Here is a 14,746-nt window from a genome sequence, read left to right as displayed (position 1 = left end):
TTCTTCATGAATGAGCCGGCCCTCGGACCGGAGCGACGGCTGGTCGCTCGGGTCCGGCCCCGGCCTGGTCGTGGTGGACCAGGGCTACGGGCGTCAGTCCAGCTTGATGCCGGCGCGGCCGGCCACATCGGTGAACGTGCGCAGCTCCTGGTCGATCTGCGCCTGGAAGGCAGGCCCCGGCAGGTAGACGGGATCCAGCGCCAGGTCGGCGACGGCCTTGCGCACTTGCGGATCCTCCATGATGTCCGATACGGCGCGGCCCAGCGTCTCCAGCACCGGGGCGGGCGTGCGCGCTGGCGCGACCAGACCGTACCAGCCCACGAACGAGACCCCCGGCATGCCGGCTTCGGCGAAGGTGGGCACGTCGGGCAATTGCGGCATGCGGCGCTCGCCCGTGACGGCCAGCGCGCGCACCTTGCCGGCGCGGACCTGCGGCGCGGCCGACGAGACCGTATCCACGCCCAGGTCGACCTCGCCGCCTATCATGGCCGTGACCAGCTGCGCGCTGCCCTTGTAGGGCACGGGCACCATCTTGGCGCCCGCGGCTTCGGCGAACATCTCGCCGGCCAGGTGCGGCGCGGAGCCGGCGCCGAACGTGCCGTACATCAGTTCGCCCTTGGCGCTGCGCTGGCGCGCCAGCGCGGCGGCTTCCTGCGCGGTCGTCGCCGGCAGCGCGTTCTTGCCCAGCAGCACCACCGGCGCCATGGCGACGATGGCGATATGTTCGTAGCTGCGCCGGGGGTCGTAGGGCAGGCCGGGCTTGAGCGCCGGCAGCACGGTGTAGGTGGTGCTGCCCGACAGCATCAGGGTATAGCCGTCGGGTTGGGCGCGCGCCGCGGCTTCCGCGCCGATCACGGTGGAGGCGCCGGGCCGGTTTTCCACGATGACGGCCTGGCCCAGCTTGCCCGACAGCCGGTTGGCCAGCAGGCGGGCCACCGCGTCGGTGGCGCCGCCCGGCGTGAAGGGCACGACGATCTTGATCGCCTGCTCGGGGTAGGCGGCCTGCGCGGCGCCGGCGGAGGCGGCCAGCGCGAGGGTTAGCGCCGCCGCGGCGGCACGGAATTTGACGGTCATGACGGAAGGTCCGGTCAGGTGGGAGTGGAAGTTGGCGCGCCGGCCTGGCCCTGGTCGCCCAGGTCCCAGTACAGCCCGGCCATGATCGCCAGGCCCTCGCGCGCCACGCTGCCCAGCAGGTGCTCGTTCGGCGCGTGCTGGGCGCAGGCGGGATAGGAGTGCGGCACCCACAGGGTGGGCAGGCCCAGCAGGTCCGCGAAGATATCGTTGGGCAGCGAGCCGCCCAGGTTGGGCAGGAGCGCGGGCCGCTTGCCGGTCGTGCGTTCGAGCGAGGCGGCGGCCCAGCGCACCCAGGGGTTGTCCGGCGACAGGCGGGTGGCGCCGGCCTGCATGCCCACCCGCACCTGGATGTCCTCGAAACCCGCGGCCCGCAGGTGTTCCTGCACGTGCGCTTGCAGCGCCCGCCAGTCCGTGCCCACCACGAAACGCAGCTGGCACCAGGCGCTGGCCTGCGGCGGGATGGCATTGACCGGCTTGGCCGGGTCGCCGGCGCCGAAGGTCAGCACGTCCAGGCTGTTCCAGCCGAACACCTTTTCGGCGGCGGTGAGGCCGGGCTCGCCCCAGTGCGCGTCGATCCGCGGATCGTCTTCGCCGCCGCCCACGTCCAGCTCGGCCAGCGCGGCGGCCACCGCCTCGGGAATGGGGGGCGGGCGCAGGCCCGGCACGGCGATGCGGCCGCGCGCGTCGACCAGCGTGGCGATGGCGTGCGCCAGCACGATGGCCGGATTGGCGAGCAGGCCGCCCCAGTTGCCGGAGTGATAGCCGCGTTCGCGCGCGCGCAGCGTGAGTTCGAAGTTGACCGCGCCGCGCGAGCCCATGAACAGCGTGGGGCGCTGCGCGCTCAGGCGGGGGCCGTCGCTGGCGATGAAGACGTCCGCCGCCAGCGCGTCGCGCTGCGCTTCGCAGAACGCCGCCAGCCCGGGCGAACCGGCTTCCTCGCCGGTTTCGATGAGCCAGACGGCATTGAAGCCCAGCTTGCCGCCGCGCGCGGCGATCACTTGCCGCAGGGCTTCCAGGTTGATCGTGTGCTGGCCCTTGTTGTCGGCGGTGCCGCGCCCGTACCAGCGGTCGCCCTCGACCTGCAGGCGCCACGGATCGCGTCCGGCTTCCCATTTGGCGGCGTTGCCGCGCACCACGTCGCCGTGGCCATACATCAGCACCGTCGGCAGGGCGGGACCTTCGTCGCGGCGCGCCACGAGGATGGGCAGGTCGACGCCGGCCGGATTGGGATGGACCCGGCAGGCGAAGCCCAGTTCCTCCAGCCTGGGAACCAGGTCTTCGTTCAGGTAGGCATGCTGGGCGGGCGCCTGTTCCGGCACCTCGCTCTCGGTCGCATAGGCCACGCGGCGCGCCAGCGCCGCCTGCAAGGCGCCGCTGTCGTAGGAGTCGGTGGAGAGGAGGATGGCTTGTTCGCGGGTCACGGTCAGGCTGCAAGGGCTGGGGAGGCACAAAGTTATTACGCTTCATCGCGTGCCACAATTAGATAATTGGCACCTAAGCGTTGCTATAAAAGCATGGGTAAGGGAGGCGGGCCATGATTTCGCTGGGCTTGAGGTATTTCCTGGAGGTCGCGCGCTGCGGCTCCATCGCCGGCGCGGCGGCCGCGCAGCACGTGGCGGCCTCGGCCGTCAGCCGCCAGATCGCCAAGCTGGAGGACGAGCTGGGCGTCACGCTGTTCGAGCGCCAGGCGCGCGGCATGGCGCTGAGCGAGGCCGGCCTGCAGCTGGCCGCCTACGCCAATGCCGCCGCGCTGGAGGCGGAGCGCGTCACCGCCGGGATCCGCCAGCGCGGCCGCCTGGGCGACGTGACGATACGGCTGGCCTGCACCGAAGGCTTCGCTCACCGCTTCCTGCCCATGAGCATGGCGGAGTTCAAGCGGATCCGGCCGCAGGCGCGCTTCCACCTGCACGTGGAGCGGCCCGAAGAGGTCAGCCGCCAGGTGCTGGAAGGGATGTCGCAGCTGGCGCTGCGCTACACCACGGTGCAGGACGAACGGCTGAAGACCGAATTGCTGGTTCGCGCGCCGGTCTACGCGGTGATGTGCCGCGACCACCCGCTGGCCGGCCGCCGCAGCATCGGCATGCGCGAGCTGGCCAGGGTGCCGCTGTCGGTGGGCGACCGCGGCACCACCGTCCGGCAGCTGTTCGACGCGGCCTGCGCCAACGCGGGCCTGCACATCGAGCCCGCCTACGTGTCCAACCATTCCGCCGCCTTCCTGCCCATGCTGCCGGGCAGCGACATCGTGGCGCTGTCGGGCTACCTGACCGTGATGGGGCAGGACGACGCCAAGCTGGTGGCGGTGCCGTTCAGCAATCCGGAGATGCGGCAGCGGAGCATCCAGGTCGTGACGCTGCAGGGCCGCACGCTGCCGCCGCTGGCCAGGGAATTCCTGGAATTCATGGCGGCCCGGTTGACGCAGGCGCCGAAGGCGCCGGAGGGGGATGCGTGAGAGCCCCGATACGCGCCGGGGCCGTCATCCGAGCGCGGCGGCCCTGCGCTTGAGGCGAAGCCGCTCCAGCGCCAAGTACACGATGGGCGTGGTGTACAGCGTCAGGAACTGGCTGATCATCAGCCCGCCGACGATGGCGATGCCCAGCGGGCGCCGCAGTTCCGAGCCTTCGCCCATGCCCAGGACCAGCGGCAGGGCGCCCAGCAGGCCCGCCAGGTTGGTCATCATGATGGGCCGCAGGCGCAGCATGGCGGCGCGGTGGATGGCCTGTTCCGGCGTCAGCCCTTCGCGGCGTTCCAGGCCGAGCGCGAAGTCGATCATCAGGATGGCGTTCTTCATCACGATGCCCACCAGCAGGAAAAGGCCGAGCAGCGCGATCAGGGTGAATTCGAGGCCGGCCAGGCGCAGCGCCAGCAGCGCGCCCACGCCGGCCGAGGGCAGGGTGGACAGGATGGTGAGCGGGTGCAGCGGGCTTTCGTACAGCACGCCCAGCACCAGGTAGATGGCGACCAGCACGGCCAGGATCAGCCAGGGCTGGTCTTGCAGGCTTTGCTGGAAATTGCGGGCGTCGCCGCCCAGCCGGGTCTGGATGTAGGAGGGCACCATCAGCCTGGCCATGGCGGCGTCGATGGCGGCCAGGCCCTGTTCCAGCGACACGCCTTCGGCGAGCGAGAAGCCCACGCCCACGGCGGCGAACAGGCCGTCGTGGTAGACGCGGTCGTTGACCAGCCCGTATTCATAGGTGGCGAACGCCGTCAGCGGCACGCGCCGGCCGTCCTCGGCCACGACCTGCACCTGCTCCAGCACCTCGGCGTCCTCGGTGTAGCGCGGGTCCAGCTCCAGCACCACGCGGTACTGGTTCATGGCGTCGTACAGGGTGGCGACCTGGCGCTGGCTGAAGGAGTTGCTGAGCACGCTGCTGATGGTGCCCATGTCCACGCCCAGCCGCTGCGCGGCGCTGCGGTCGATGTCGATCACCACCTGCTGCGTGGCGCCGTCGCCCTCGGCGTCCACGTCGCGCAGTTCGGGGATCTCCTGCATGGCCCGGGATATCCTGCGCGACCACTGGCGCAGGGCCGGCACGTCGCTGGCCATGATGGCCAGCTCGTGGTCGCCCGAGTTGCCGAAGCCGCCGGGCATGCGCAGGTCCTGGTCCACGTTCAGGAAGAACATGCCGCCGGGCACCGGCGGCGCGTTCGAGCGCAGCCAGTTGATCACTTCGGTCGACGATTCCTTGCGTTCGGACGCGGGTTTCAGGCGGATCAGGAACAGCGAGTTGCTGATGCCCAGGCTGCCGCCGTTGTAGCCGATGACGTCCTGCACGGCGGGATGCTTGAGCACGAGCTGGCGGTACACGTCGATCTTGGGCTGCATGACCTGGAACGAAAAGCCGTCGTCGCCGCGCACGAAGCCCACGAGCTGGCCGGTGTCCTGCACGGGCAGGAAGCCCTTGGGCGCCTGCACGTACAGATAGACGTTCAGCCCGACCACGCCGGCCAGCAGCAGCAAGGTGAGGCGGGCGTGGCCCAGCACGCGCGACAGGCTGCGGCCGTACCAGTCGTGGATGCGGACGTGGGCCGCGCGCAGGCGCGAGGGGCGGGCGGCGGGGTCCGGCGGGGCGGCCGGCTTGAGCCAGCGCGCGCACAAGCTGGGAATGATGGCCACCGACACCACCAGGGAAATGACCGTGGCCGCGACCAGCGTGATGGAGAACTCGCGGAACAGCCGCTCGACCAGGCCGCCCATGAACAGGATGGAGACGAACACCACGCTCAGGGCCACCGTCATGGCGACCAGCGTGAAGCCCACTTCGCGCACGCCGCGCAGCGCGGCCGCGCGCGGCGACAGGCCCCGTTCCAGGTGGCGCGAGATGTTCTCCAGCACGACGATGGCGTCGTCCACCACCAGGCCCGCGGCCACGATGAGCGCCATGAGCGACAGGTTGTTGAGCGAGAAGCCCCACAGGTACATGACCGCGAAGGTGGCGATCAGGCAGACCGGGATCGCCACGCTCGGGATGGCCGCCGCCCGGCCGTTGCCCAGGAAGGCCCAGACCACCAGGATCACCAGCGCCGTGGCCAGCCCGAGCGTGATGTGGGCCTCGCGCAGGGTGGCGTCGATGCCGGGCGAGCGGTCCAGCGCCACGGTCAGATCCACGTCGGCCGGCATCAGCGCCCGCAGGCCGGGCAAGGCCTGGTTGATGGCGCGGATGGTCTCGATGATGTTCGAGCCCGGCTGGCGGCTGATGGTCAGGACGACGGCCGGGTTCCGGTTGTGAAAGCCGCTGCTGTAGCGGTTCTCGACCGAATCGCTCACCTTCGCCACCTGCGACAGCCGGATGACGGCGCCGTCCCGGTGGCGCACGATCAGGCTGTCGTACTCGCGGGCGCTGCGGGGCTGTTCGGGCGTGCCGACTTCCCAGCGCTGGCCGGCGGAGTCCAGCTGGCCCTGCGGCCCCATGGGGGCGGCGTCGGCGATCGCCTGGCGCACTTCGTCCAGCGCCACGCCGTAATGGGCCAGCGCGTTGGGATTGACCTGCACCCGCACGGCGGGCAGCGAGCTGCCGCCCATCGTCACCTCGCCCACGCCGCTGATCTGCGAGAGTTTCTGCGCCAGCACGGTGGAGCCCAGGTCGTAGAGCTGGCCGGCGGGGCGGGTCGGGGAGCTCAGGGCCAGCGCCATGATGGGCGCCTGCGAGGGGTTGACCTTGCGGTAGCTGGGGTTGCCCGGCATCCCGGCGGGCAGTTCGGCGCGGGCGGCGTTGAGCGCGGCCTGCACGTCGCGGGCCGCCTCGTTCACGTCGCGGTCCAGTTCGAACTGCAGCTGGACGCGGGTGGCGCCCTGGTTGCTGGAGGAACTCATGGCGCTGACGCCGGCGATGCTGCCGAGCGCGCGCTCCAGCGGCGCGGCCACGGTGCTGGCCATGCTTTCGGGGCTGGCGCCCGGCAGTTCGGCGCGCACCTCGATGGTGGGGAAATCGACCTGCGGCAGCGGCGCCACGGGCAGCAGCCGCCAGGCCACGGCCCCCAGCAGGGTCAGGGCCACCGCCAGGAAGATGCAGGCGATGGGCCGGTGCAGCAAGGCGCGGATCACGGCGCCCGGCCTTCAGCGTCGGGCGCGGCCGCGCCCAGGTCGCGGCGCCGGCCCAGCCGGTGGAAGAACAGGTATACGGCGGGCGTGGTGAACAGGGTCAGCACCTGGCTGACCAGCAGCCCGCCCACCATGACCCAGCCCAGCGGCTGGCGCAGTTCGGCGCCCGAGCCGGTGGCCAGCATCAGCGGCAACGCGCCGAACAGCGCCGCCAGCGTGGTCATGAGGATGGGGCGCAGGCGCAGCAGCGCGGCTTCGCGGATGGCGGCGCTGGGCGCGAGGCCGCGCGTTCGCTCGGCCTCCAGCGCGAAGTCCACCATCATGATGCCGTTCTTCTTCACCAGCCCGATCAGCAGGATGATGCCGATGACCGCGATCAGGTCCAGCGGCCGGCCGGTGAGCAGCAGCGCGAGCAGGGCGCCGACCGCCGCCGAGGGCAGGGTGGAGAGGATGGTGATGGGATGGATGGCGCTTTCATACAGCATGCCCAGCACCAGGTACATGGTGACGACGGCCGCCAGCATCAGCCACAGCGTGTTCGACAGCGAGGCCTGGAACGCGGACGCCGCGCCTTGCAGCCGCAGCTCCACGCTTTCGGGCATGCCGATTTCCTGGCGCGCCGATTCGATGGCGGCGATGGCCTCGCCCAGCGAACCGCCGGGCGGCAGGTTGAACGACAGGTTCACGGCCGGGAACTGCGCCAGGTGGTTCACGGCCAGGGGCACGGCGCGTTCGCTGACGGTGGCCAGCGCGGACAGCGGGATGGCCTGGCCGTCCTCGGTCTGGAGGTGGATGCGCTCCAGCGCGTCCGGGCTCAGCGCCAGCCGGCGGTCCACTTCCAGCACCACGCGGTACTGGTTGGACTGGGTGAACAGGGTGGCGACCTGGCGTTGGCCGAAGGCGTTGTAGAGCGTCTGCGCCACGTCGTCCATGGTCACGCCCAGGCGCGCGGCGGCGTCGCGCGAGACCTGCAGGTAGGCCTGGCGGCCGTCGCCCTGGAGGTCGGACGAGATGTCGGCGAGCTCGGGCGAGCGCGCCAGCCGTTGCGTGAGCGCGCCGCTCCAGCGCGCCAGCAGCGCGGCGTCCGGCGAGGTCAGCGTGAACTGGTACTGGCCCCGGCTGACGCGGTCCTCGATATTGAGTTCCTGCACCGGCTGCAGGAACAGGGAGATGCCCTGGACCTCGCGGGCGCGCGCGTCGAGGCGGGCCATGATGTCCGCCAGCGGCGCGCTGCGCTCGGCCCAGGGCTTCAGGTTCACCAGGAGCCGGCCGGTGTTCAGCGTGGCGTTCATGGCGTCGATGCCGATGAAGGACGACAGGCTGGCGACGTCGGGGTCGGCCAGCAGGCTCCGGGCCACCGCCTGCTGGCGGCGCGCCATGGCGTCGAAGGACGTGCTCTGCGACGACTGGGTCACGCCTTGCAGCGTGCCGCCGTCCTGCACCGGGAAGAAGCCCTTGGGCACGGCGAGGTACAGCAGCCCGGTGAGCGCCACCGTGGCCAGCATGGCCGCCAGGGTCAGCCGCTGGTGGCGCAGCGTGGCGTCCAGCCATACCGCGTAGCGCGCCTGGACGCGGTCCAGCAGGCCGGGGCGCGCCTCGGCATGCGCCGGCAGCAGGCGCGCGCACATCATGGGAGTGAGCGTGAGCGACACCGCCAGCGAAATCAGGATGGCCACCGCCAGCGTCACCGCGAATTCGCGGAACAGGCGGCCCACCACGTCTTCCATGAAGAGCAGCGGAATCAGCACGGCGATCAGCGACAGGGTCAGGGACACCAGCGTGAAGCCGATCTGGCCGGCGCCCTTGAGCGCCGCGGACAGGGGGCTGTGGCCCTGCTCGCGGTAGCGCGCGATGTTCTCCAGCATGACGATGGCGTCGTCCACCACGAAGCCGGCGCCGATGGTCAGCGCCATCAGCGTGAGGTTGTTGGTGGAGAAGCCCGCCAGGTGCATGAAGCCGAAGGTGCCGATCAGCGACAGCGGCACGGCCAGGCTGGGGATCAGCGTGGCGGGCAGGTTGCGCAGGAACAGGAAGGTGACCAGCACGACCAGCCCCACGGCGAACGCCAGTTCCCACTGCACGCCGCGCACGGACGCGCGGATGCTTTCGGTGCGGTCGGTCAGGACGCGCACCTGCACGGCGGCGGGCAGGCTGGCCGTGAGCTGAGGCAGCAGCGCCTTGACCTGATCCGCCACCGCGATGACGTTGGCGCCCGGCTGGCGCTGGATGTTCACCAGCACGGCGGGCTGCTCGTCGACCCAGGCCGCCAGATAGCGGTCCTCGGCGCCGTCTTCGACGCTGGCGACCTGGCCCAGCCGCACGGGGGCCCCGTTGCGCCAGGCCACGATCAGCTCGCGGTATTCCTCGGCGCTTTGCAGCTGGTCGTTGGCGTCCATGATGACCGAGCGCACCGGGCCGTCGAAGCTGCCCTTGGGCTGGTTGGAATTGGCCTTGCCGATGGCTTCCTGCACGTCCGCCAGTTGCAGCCCGCGCGCGGCCAGGGCCATCGGGTTGACCTGCACGCGCACGGCCGGCCGCTGGCCGCCCGCCAGGCTCACCATGCCCACGCCGGACAGCTGCGACAGGCGCTGCGTCATGCGCGTGTCGACCAGGTCGTAGACCCTGGGCAGCGGCAGGGATTCCGAGGTGACGGCCAGGGTCAGGATGGGCACGTCGGCGGGGTTGACCTTGCGGTACACGGGCGGCGTGGGCAGGTCGCCCGGCAGCAGCGAGCCGCTGGCGCTGATGGCGGCCTGGACTTCCTGCTCGGCCACGCCCAGCGATACGTCCAGCGAGAACTGCAGCGTGATCACGGAAATGCCGCTGCCGCTGGTGGACGACATCTGCTTCAGGCCGGGAATCTGGCCGAAACGCCGCTCCAGCGGGGCGGTGACGGCGCGCGCCGTCACGTTCGGGCTGGCGCCGGGATACTGGGTGATCACCTGGATGATGGGATAGTCCACCTGTGGCAGGGCCGCCACGGGCAGCATGCGCCAGGCCAGGATGCCCGAGAGCAGCAGGGCGATCATCAGGAAGGACGTGGCGACGGGGCGCAGGATGAAGGGACGCGACAGGCTCATGATTCTTGCGGCTCGACAATCTGCACCTCGCGGCCGTCATGCAGGCGGTCCACGCCTTCGACCACCACGCGCTCGTTCTCGGCCAGGCCGGATTGCACGACAATGCGGCCGGCGTTGGCGGGGCCCAGGTTCAGCACGCGGCGGCTGGCGCGACGGTCTTCGCCGATGACGAACACAAAGGCGCCCTCGGCGCCATATTGGATGGCGGCCGTGGGAATGGTGATGACGTGGTCCTGTTGCACGACCGCCAGCCGGATATTGACGAACTGGTTCGGAAACAGCGATTCGTCGGCATTGGCAAAACGCGCGCGCAGCTTGACGGTGCCGCTGGCGGCCTGGATGCGGTTGTCCAGCGCCTCCAGCGTGCCCTCGGCCAGCAGGCGGCGGTCGTCCGCATCCCAGGCCTGGACCCGGAGCGCGGCGTTGCGCGCCTGGGCCTGGCGCAGGATGTCCAGGCGCGTTTCCGAAATGCTGAAGAGGGCCGAGATGGGCCGGGTCTGGACCAGCGTGGTCAGGCCGTTGGCGTCGTCGGCGCGAACGTGGTTGCCGGCGTCGATGCGCCGCAGCCCGATGCGGCCGTCGTGCGGCGCGACGATGCGCGTGTGGTCCAGCAGCCGGCGGGCGTCGGCCACCTGGGCCTGGCTGCGTTGCCGCTGGGCCGCGTAGGCGCGCACCTGGGCTTCGGCGGTATCCAGCTGCTGGCCGGCCACGGCTTCCTGCCGCGCCAGCTTGCGGTAGCGCCGCAGGTCCGCCTCGGCGTTGCCCAACAGCGCCTGGGTCCGCGCCAGTTCGCCTTCGGCCGTGGCGAGCGCCGCAAGATAGGGGCGGGCGTCGATCTCGGCCAGCAGCTGGCCGCGCGTCACGGCCTGGCCTTCGGTGAAATGCAGCTTCAGCAGTTCGCCGTCGACCTGGCTGCGCAAGGTCACCTGCGCCAGCGGCGTGATGGTGCCCAGGGCATGCAGGTCGCGCTGCAGCGGGCCCGCGGTGGCGGCCTCGACGGCGACGGCGACGGGAATCTGCCCATACTCCGGCGGACGCGCGGCGGGAGAGCCCTTGGATCCGGCATACCAGAACGCCAAGGCGGTCAACGCCGCCAACGCCAGCGCGGCGGCGGTCAGGACCAGGCGTTTGCGTGGGAAATGGGGGCCCGGGGTAGGGGGCAGGGACATCGGGACTGCCAGGCTAGGAGGTTACAGACAGTCCGGATTCTATATGAACAATAACTATTCGCGTTATTGAGTCAGTGAATTGTCAGCTTCGGGCGGGAGCGCGATCAGGCCCGCGGCAGTTCCGTGGGCATTCGGCTCGCGGCGCGCCGACGCAGGCGGCAATGCGTTTTCGGTCGCGCTGCGCGTCTTGGCGAGGTCGGATACCGGAGCAACCGAGGTCCGTCCAACGCCGGCGGCGGCCGTGAACGGCGGCGCAACGATGGGCGGAACGCCCACGGCATGACGGTGGATTTGCTGCGGCATCAGGCCTTGGATCGTGCCCAGGTCGTTGGCGGCATCCGCGCGCGCCTGAAGCGCGGCCTGCTCGTCGCGCAAGGCCCGATTGACCGCAATGGCGCGCTCCTGCAGGCGGGCCTGCTGCGCGTGGTACGCCAGGACGGCGTTTCTCAGGCAATGGGCCGTGTACTGATCCCGCAGCCGGTGCACGGACATGCCGTCATGGCTCGCCACCCCCGCGCTTGGGCCCGACGTTGTCGCCGCTGGCTGGCGCAGGGCTCGCGCAGGCGCGAACGGCGATGCTTGCGCATGCGCCACGCGATCGGGGTGGTAAAGCGGCCGGGCCGGGCCTGCGGGCTCGATGAGGCTGGAACGCATGGCGGCTCCCGGTCAACGAAGCCGGGCCGCGCGGGATCGCGAACGGATCCACAGCGACTGCGCCGCGGAGCCCAGCACGAACACCCCGAACCAGGCCGCCAGCGCGCCGCGCACCAAGGGGGATTGGGGATCGTCGGCCAACGGATGGCTCAGCGGCAGCCGAGTCAGTGTTTCCGCGATGCCGGGGATCCACATCAAGAAAAAACTGAACGAGAACCCGAGCTGGGACAGATAGGATTGCGCCCCGGGCAGCGAAGATCCCCGCGAGATGAGCAGGGCTCCCCCCGCGGAAAGCAGGGCGAGGATGCCGAGGGCATGTCCGGCATTGAAACCGCCGGAGCTGGACAACCCGAACGAGGTGAGCACGGCCAGGAGCAGCCCGCCCAGATAGATCCTGCCGGATCGCGTTGCGGCGTCTATCCCGCGATATCGCGCAAAACTGTATATACCGACGGCGGCCGGCACGAGGCTGATCAGGGTGTGGGCGGCGCCCAGGGTGGAAATGGGGTGGGGCATGGATGGCTCCGGAATGGCGGTGCTGTTATTGCATTAAGCGACCGACTAGTTGATCGGTTGATACTGAAAAAAATAGCGCACCGTGGGGGTGCGCCTGGGGAATCAGGCTGCCGCGCTCAATTGGCGAATGGCCGCCCTGGAAATGGATGCGAACACTTCGGCGTCGCCGCAAGCCCTGGCGGTCAACATGGCGCCATGCACGGTCGACATGAAGGCCTGCGCTTCCACCGCGGGGGCATCGCGCAGACGGAATTGGCCCGTCGCATGGCCGCTCTGGAGCACGGCTGCGATCCAACCGGCCAGCTCACGGAAATAGGCGCGCACCTCGTCGGCGATGGCTTGGGGAATCATGGGCAGTTCGGCGGCCAGCATCGCGCAGATGCACATGGGCATCGTGTTCTCGCGTATGCACTTTGCCCAATAGTCCGTGTATGCGGTGAGACGCGCCTGCGGATCCTGGACGTGCCGATCCAATGCCTCCAGACCCTGTCTGGCCTGCTCGCGATGCAGGGCGACGACGGTCAGCACCAGATCCGCCTTGGTCGGGAAATGGTGATGGATGCTGGGCTTGCCGATATGGACCCGGTCGGAAATGTCGGCGTAGCTGAACCCGTGATAACCCCCGGCGGCGAGCAGCAAGCGGGTCTGCTCGACGATTTCGGCGGCTCTGGGAGAGAGCTCCACGCTCATGGGTATTCACCTTGTGTGCTGAGAATAGGCAGGGCGCTTCGCGGGCACGGAATGATCGCGCCGCATTCGCCAGGAAGCCAATCTACTAGTTGGTCGGTTGATCGTCAAGCGCCGTGCAGTTCGGGCGGCGGGGCAGTCTGGCAAATATTCCACCCATTTTGCGATTGAGAATAAATCTCAGTACAATCCGGCCACTTTTCAACCGACCCGCGCCGCATGAGCCGCAACCCTTTGCTGGCGTCCGACAAGACGCCCGCGTCCACCGACGACAAGAGCGGGAATTCCAGCGCGATCGCCAAAGCCTACGCGCGCTGGCGCTTGCCGCTCATGCGCGGCCTGGCCCGCTTCAAGGGCAGCATCGGCAGCGCCGAAGATGCGCTGCACGATGGCGTCGTCAAATGGGTGGCGGCCGATCCCGCTCTGGACTCCGCCGATGAGCAAGGCGCCTACCTGCGCCGGACGGTGTTGAACGGCGTGGCGGATGAGTTCCGCGAACGCCGGGCGGGTCGGCGCCTGCAGACGGTGTCGCTCGATGAAGCCGAAGCGGGCATGCAGGCCCTGGCGACGGACGAGGCCTCGTGCCCCATGCGCGCGGCGGCGCATCAACAGCGTTTGGAACGTTTGGCCGAGGCGATGCAGGAACTGCCCGAGCGCCAGCGCGAGGCCTTTGTGCTGAGCCGGTTCGATGGGCTGACACAGGACGAAGTTGCCGCCCGCATGCAGATTTCGCGGCGCATGGTGGTCAAGCATCTGGCGCGCGCCATCGCCTACTGCGAGGTCCGGGTGCACTATGCTACGGTTGCGCAGATGCGGCAATTGCATCGGCCCGCCGACGATGACGCCGGCTTGGACAATAACAACAATAGCGACTCTGCCTCGTCATGACCGATTCGTCTTCCTCTGCTTCGCCGGACACGCTTGCCTTGAACGAAGCGGCGGCCGAGTGGCTGGTGCGCCGCCAGGATGCCAGCTGGTCGGCCGCGGATGAGCAGGAACTGCATGCCTGGCTGGCCGCGCGGCCCGCGCATCGGCAGGCGTATTCGCGGGTGGCGCGAACCTGGGAAGATTTGTCGCAGGCGCCTCGGCCCGCCTTGGCCTCCGACGCGCAGGCCGCCAGCCGACCCTCCCCGCGCTTGCCGCGACGCGGCTCGCGGAAGGCCTCCGTCCAGCCGGGTTTCTGGGGGGCGGTGTTGGGGCGGCCCGGTTTCTCGAAGGCTTTTGCCGCCGTCTGTGCCGCGCTGGTCCTGGGCGGCGGCTACGGCTGGTATCGCTGGGACAACACGCCCGGCTATGTGCTGAGCGTGAGCACGGCGGCGGGAGAAGTGCGTCGGCTGGACCTGCCCGACGGCTCCCGTGTCGCGCTGAATTTCGGCAGCACGCTGGAGGTCCGCTACTATCCGCGGCGCCGCGAACTGGTGCTGAACCAGGGCGAAGGGTTCTTCGACGTGGCGCCGGACACCGGCCGGCCATTTACCGTCGATGCCCGCCAGAGTCGGATCACCGTGGTGGGCACGGCCTTCAATGTGCGCAACACGCCGGAGGAAGTCATCGTCAAGGTGTCGCATGGCCGGGTGCGCGTGCAGCCCGACCGCGACAAGGCCCGGCCCGAGCTGTCGCTGGGCGCCGAGCAAGGCGTGACCGTGGATGCGCGAAACGCTACCTACCAGGCGGTGGCGGCAGTGCCGGACGGCGTGGGCGGATGGCGCAATGGCCGTCTGGTGTACCGGCGCACGCCGCTGGGCGAGGTGGCCCAGGAGGTCGCGCAATACCTGGGCAAGCCGGTGACCTTGGCCAGCCCGGGCCTGAAGTCCTTGCCGGTCTCGGGTTTCGCCGCGACCAATGCGCCGGCCGCCTTTCTGGAAGCTTTGCCGGATCTGCTGCCGGTGCAGGTCAAGCGCGCGCCCGGCGGCGGTTATCTCATCCAGGACCGCTGAGCGTTCGGATCCCGCTGAAAATTATTTTTGTTTACGCGCGTTGCGCGGGTTCCCAATCCGGTCCTGGAATCCGTTTACTCCCGCAAGGCC

11 protein-coding genes are annotated in these 14,746 nt (G+C 69.8%); 3 read left to right on the top strand and 8 right to left on the bottom strand.

All coding sequences use genetic code 11. From position 1 onward, the window contains the following. Positions 1-93: 93 nt before the first annotated feature. Together ADE01S_RS14575 and ADE01S_RS14570 are read right to left on the bottom strand one after the other, a co-directional pair. The gene (locus ADE01S_RS14575; protein WP_062682414.1) at positions 94-1,074 is read right to left on the bottom strand and encodes a Bug family tripartite tricarboxylate transporter substrate binding protein; all 981 of its coding nucleotides are present in this window, start codon (positions 1,072-1,074) and stop codon (positions 94-96) included. A 14-nt stretch (positions 1,075-1,088) separates the two neighbouring features. Next, a complete protein-coding gene (locus ADE01S_RS14570; protein WP_062682455.1) occupies positions 1,089-2,495 on the bottom strand; it encodes a M20 family metallopeptidase in 1,407 nt (468 codons plus the stop codon). 113 nt (positions 2,496-2,608) lie between these two features. Between ADE01S_RS14570 and ADE01S_RS14565 the strand changes: the two genes are divergently transcribed. Next, on the top strand, positions 2,609-3,523 hold the full coding sequence (locus ADE01S_RS14565) for a LysR family transcriptional regulator (RefSeq protein ID WP_062682413.1): 915 nt from the start codon (positions 2,609-2,611) through the stop codon (positions 3,521-3,523). A 24-nt stretch (positions 3,524-3,547) separates the two neighbouring features. On the opposite strand, the gene ADE01S_RS14560 is transcribed toward ADE01S_RS14565, so the two are convergent. From ADE01S_RS14560 to ADE01S_RS14535, 6 genes are all read right to left on the bottom strand, one after another. After that, entirely contained in the window at positions 3,548-6,616 is a 3,069-nt protein-coding gene (locus tag ADE01S_RS14560; protein WP_062682412.1) for an efflux RND transporter permease subunit, read from the bottom strand. Next, complete coding sequence (locus tag ADE01S_RS14555) at positions 6,613-9,693, bottom strand: multidrug efflux RND transporter permease subunit (RefSeq protein ID WP_062682411.1); 3,081 nt, start codon at positions 9,691-9,693, stop codon at positions 6,613-6,615. Before ADE01S_RS14555 ends, ADE01S_RS14560 begins: the two co-directional genes overlap by 4 nt. Beyond that, positions 9,690-10,862 (bottom strand): efflux RND transporter periplasmic adaptor subunit, encoded by a 1,173-nt coding sequence (locus tag ADE01S_RS14550; protein ID WP_062682410.1) that lies wholly within the window; start codon positions 10,860-10,862, stop codon positions 9,690-9,692. Before ADE01S_RS14550 ends, ADE01S_RS14555 begins: the two co-directional genes overlap by 4 nt. Before the next feature lie 63 nt (positions 10,863-10,925). Beyond that, positions 10,926-11,516 carry a hypothetical protein gene (locus ADE01S_RS14545; protein ID WP_172853127.1) on the bottom strand — a complete coding sequence of 197 codons (591 nt, stop codon included), beginning with the start codon at positions 11,514-11,516 and terminating at the stop codon, positions 10,926-10,928. A gap of 12 nt (positions 11,517-11,528) precedes the next feature. Beyond that, positions 11,529-12,032, bottom strand: coding sequence for a hypothetical protein (locus ADE01S_RS14540; RefSeq protein WP_062682408.1), 504 nt, complete (start codon positions 12,030-12,032; stop codon positions 11,529-11,531). A 102-nt stretch (positions 12,033-12,134) separates the two neighbouring features. Continuing rightward, a complete protein-coding gene (locus ADE01S_RS14535) occupies positions 12,135-12,722 on the bottom strand; it encodes a TetR/AcrR family transcriptional regulator (protein ID WP_062682407.1) in 588 nt (195 codons plus the stop codon). Between the two features lie 216 nt (positions 12,723-12,938). Between ADE01S_RS14535 and ADE01S_RS14530 the strand changes: the two genes are divergently transcribed. After that, complete coding sequence (locus ADE01S_RS14530; protein ID WP_062682406.1) at positions 12,939-13,607, top strand: RNA polymerase sigma factor; 669 nt, start codon at positions 12,939-12,941, stop codon at positions 13,605-13,607. After that, the gene (locus ADE01S_RS14525) at positions 13,604-14,656 is read left to right on the top strand and encodes a FecR family protein (RefSeq protein ID WP_062682405.1); all 1,053 of its coding nucleotides are present in this window, start codon (positions 13,604-13,606) and stop codon (positions 14,654-14,656) included. Before ADE01S_RS14530 ends, ADE01S_RS14525 begins: the two co-directional genes overlap by 4 nt. The last annotated feature ends 90 nt before the right edge of the window (positions 14,657-14,746 follow it).

The organism is Achromobacter denitrificans NBRC 15125, from assembly GCF_001571365.1.
Lineage (GTDB): Bacteria > Pseudomonadota > Gammaproteobacteria > Burkholderiales > Burkholderiaceae_B > Achromobacter > Achromobacter denitrificans.
This window is presented reverse-complemented; position numbering and strand designations above follow the sequence as displayed.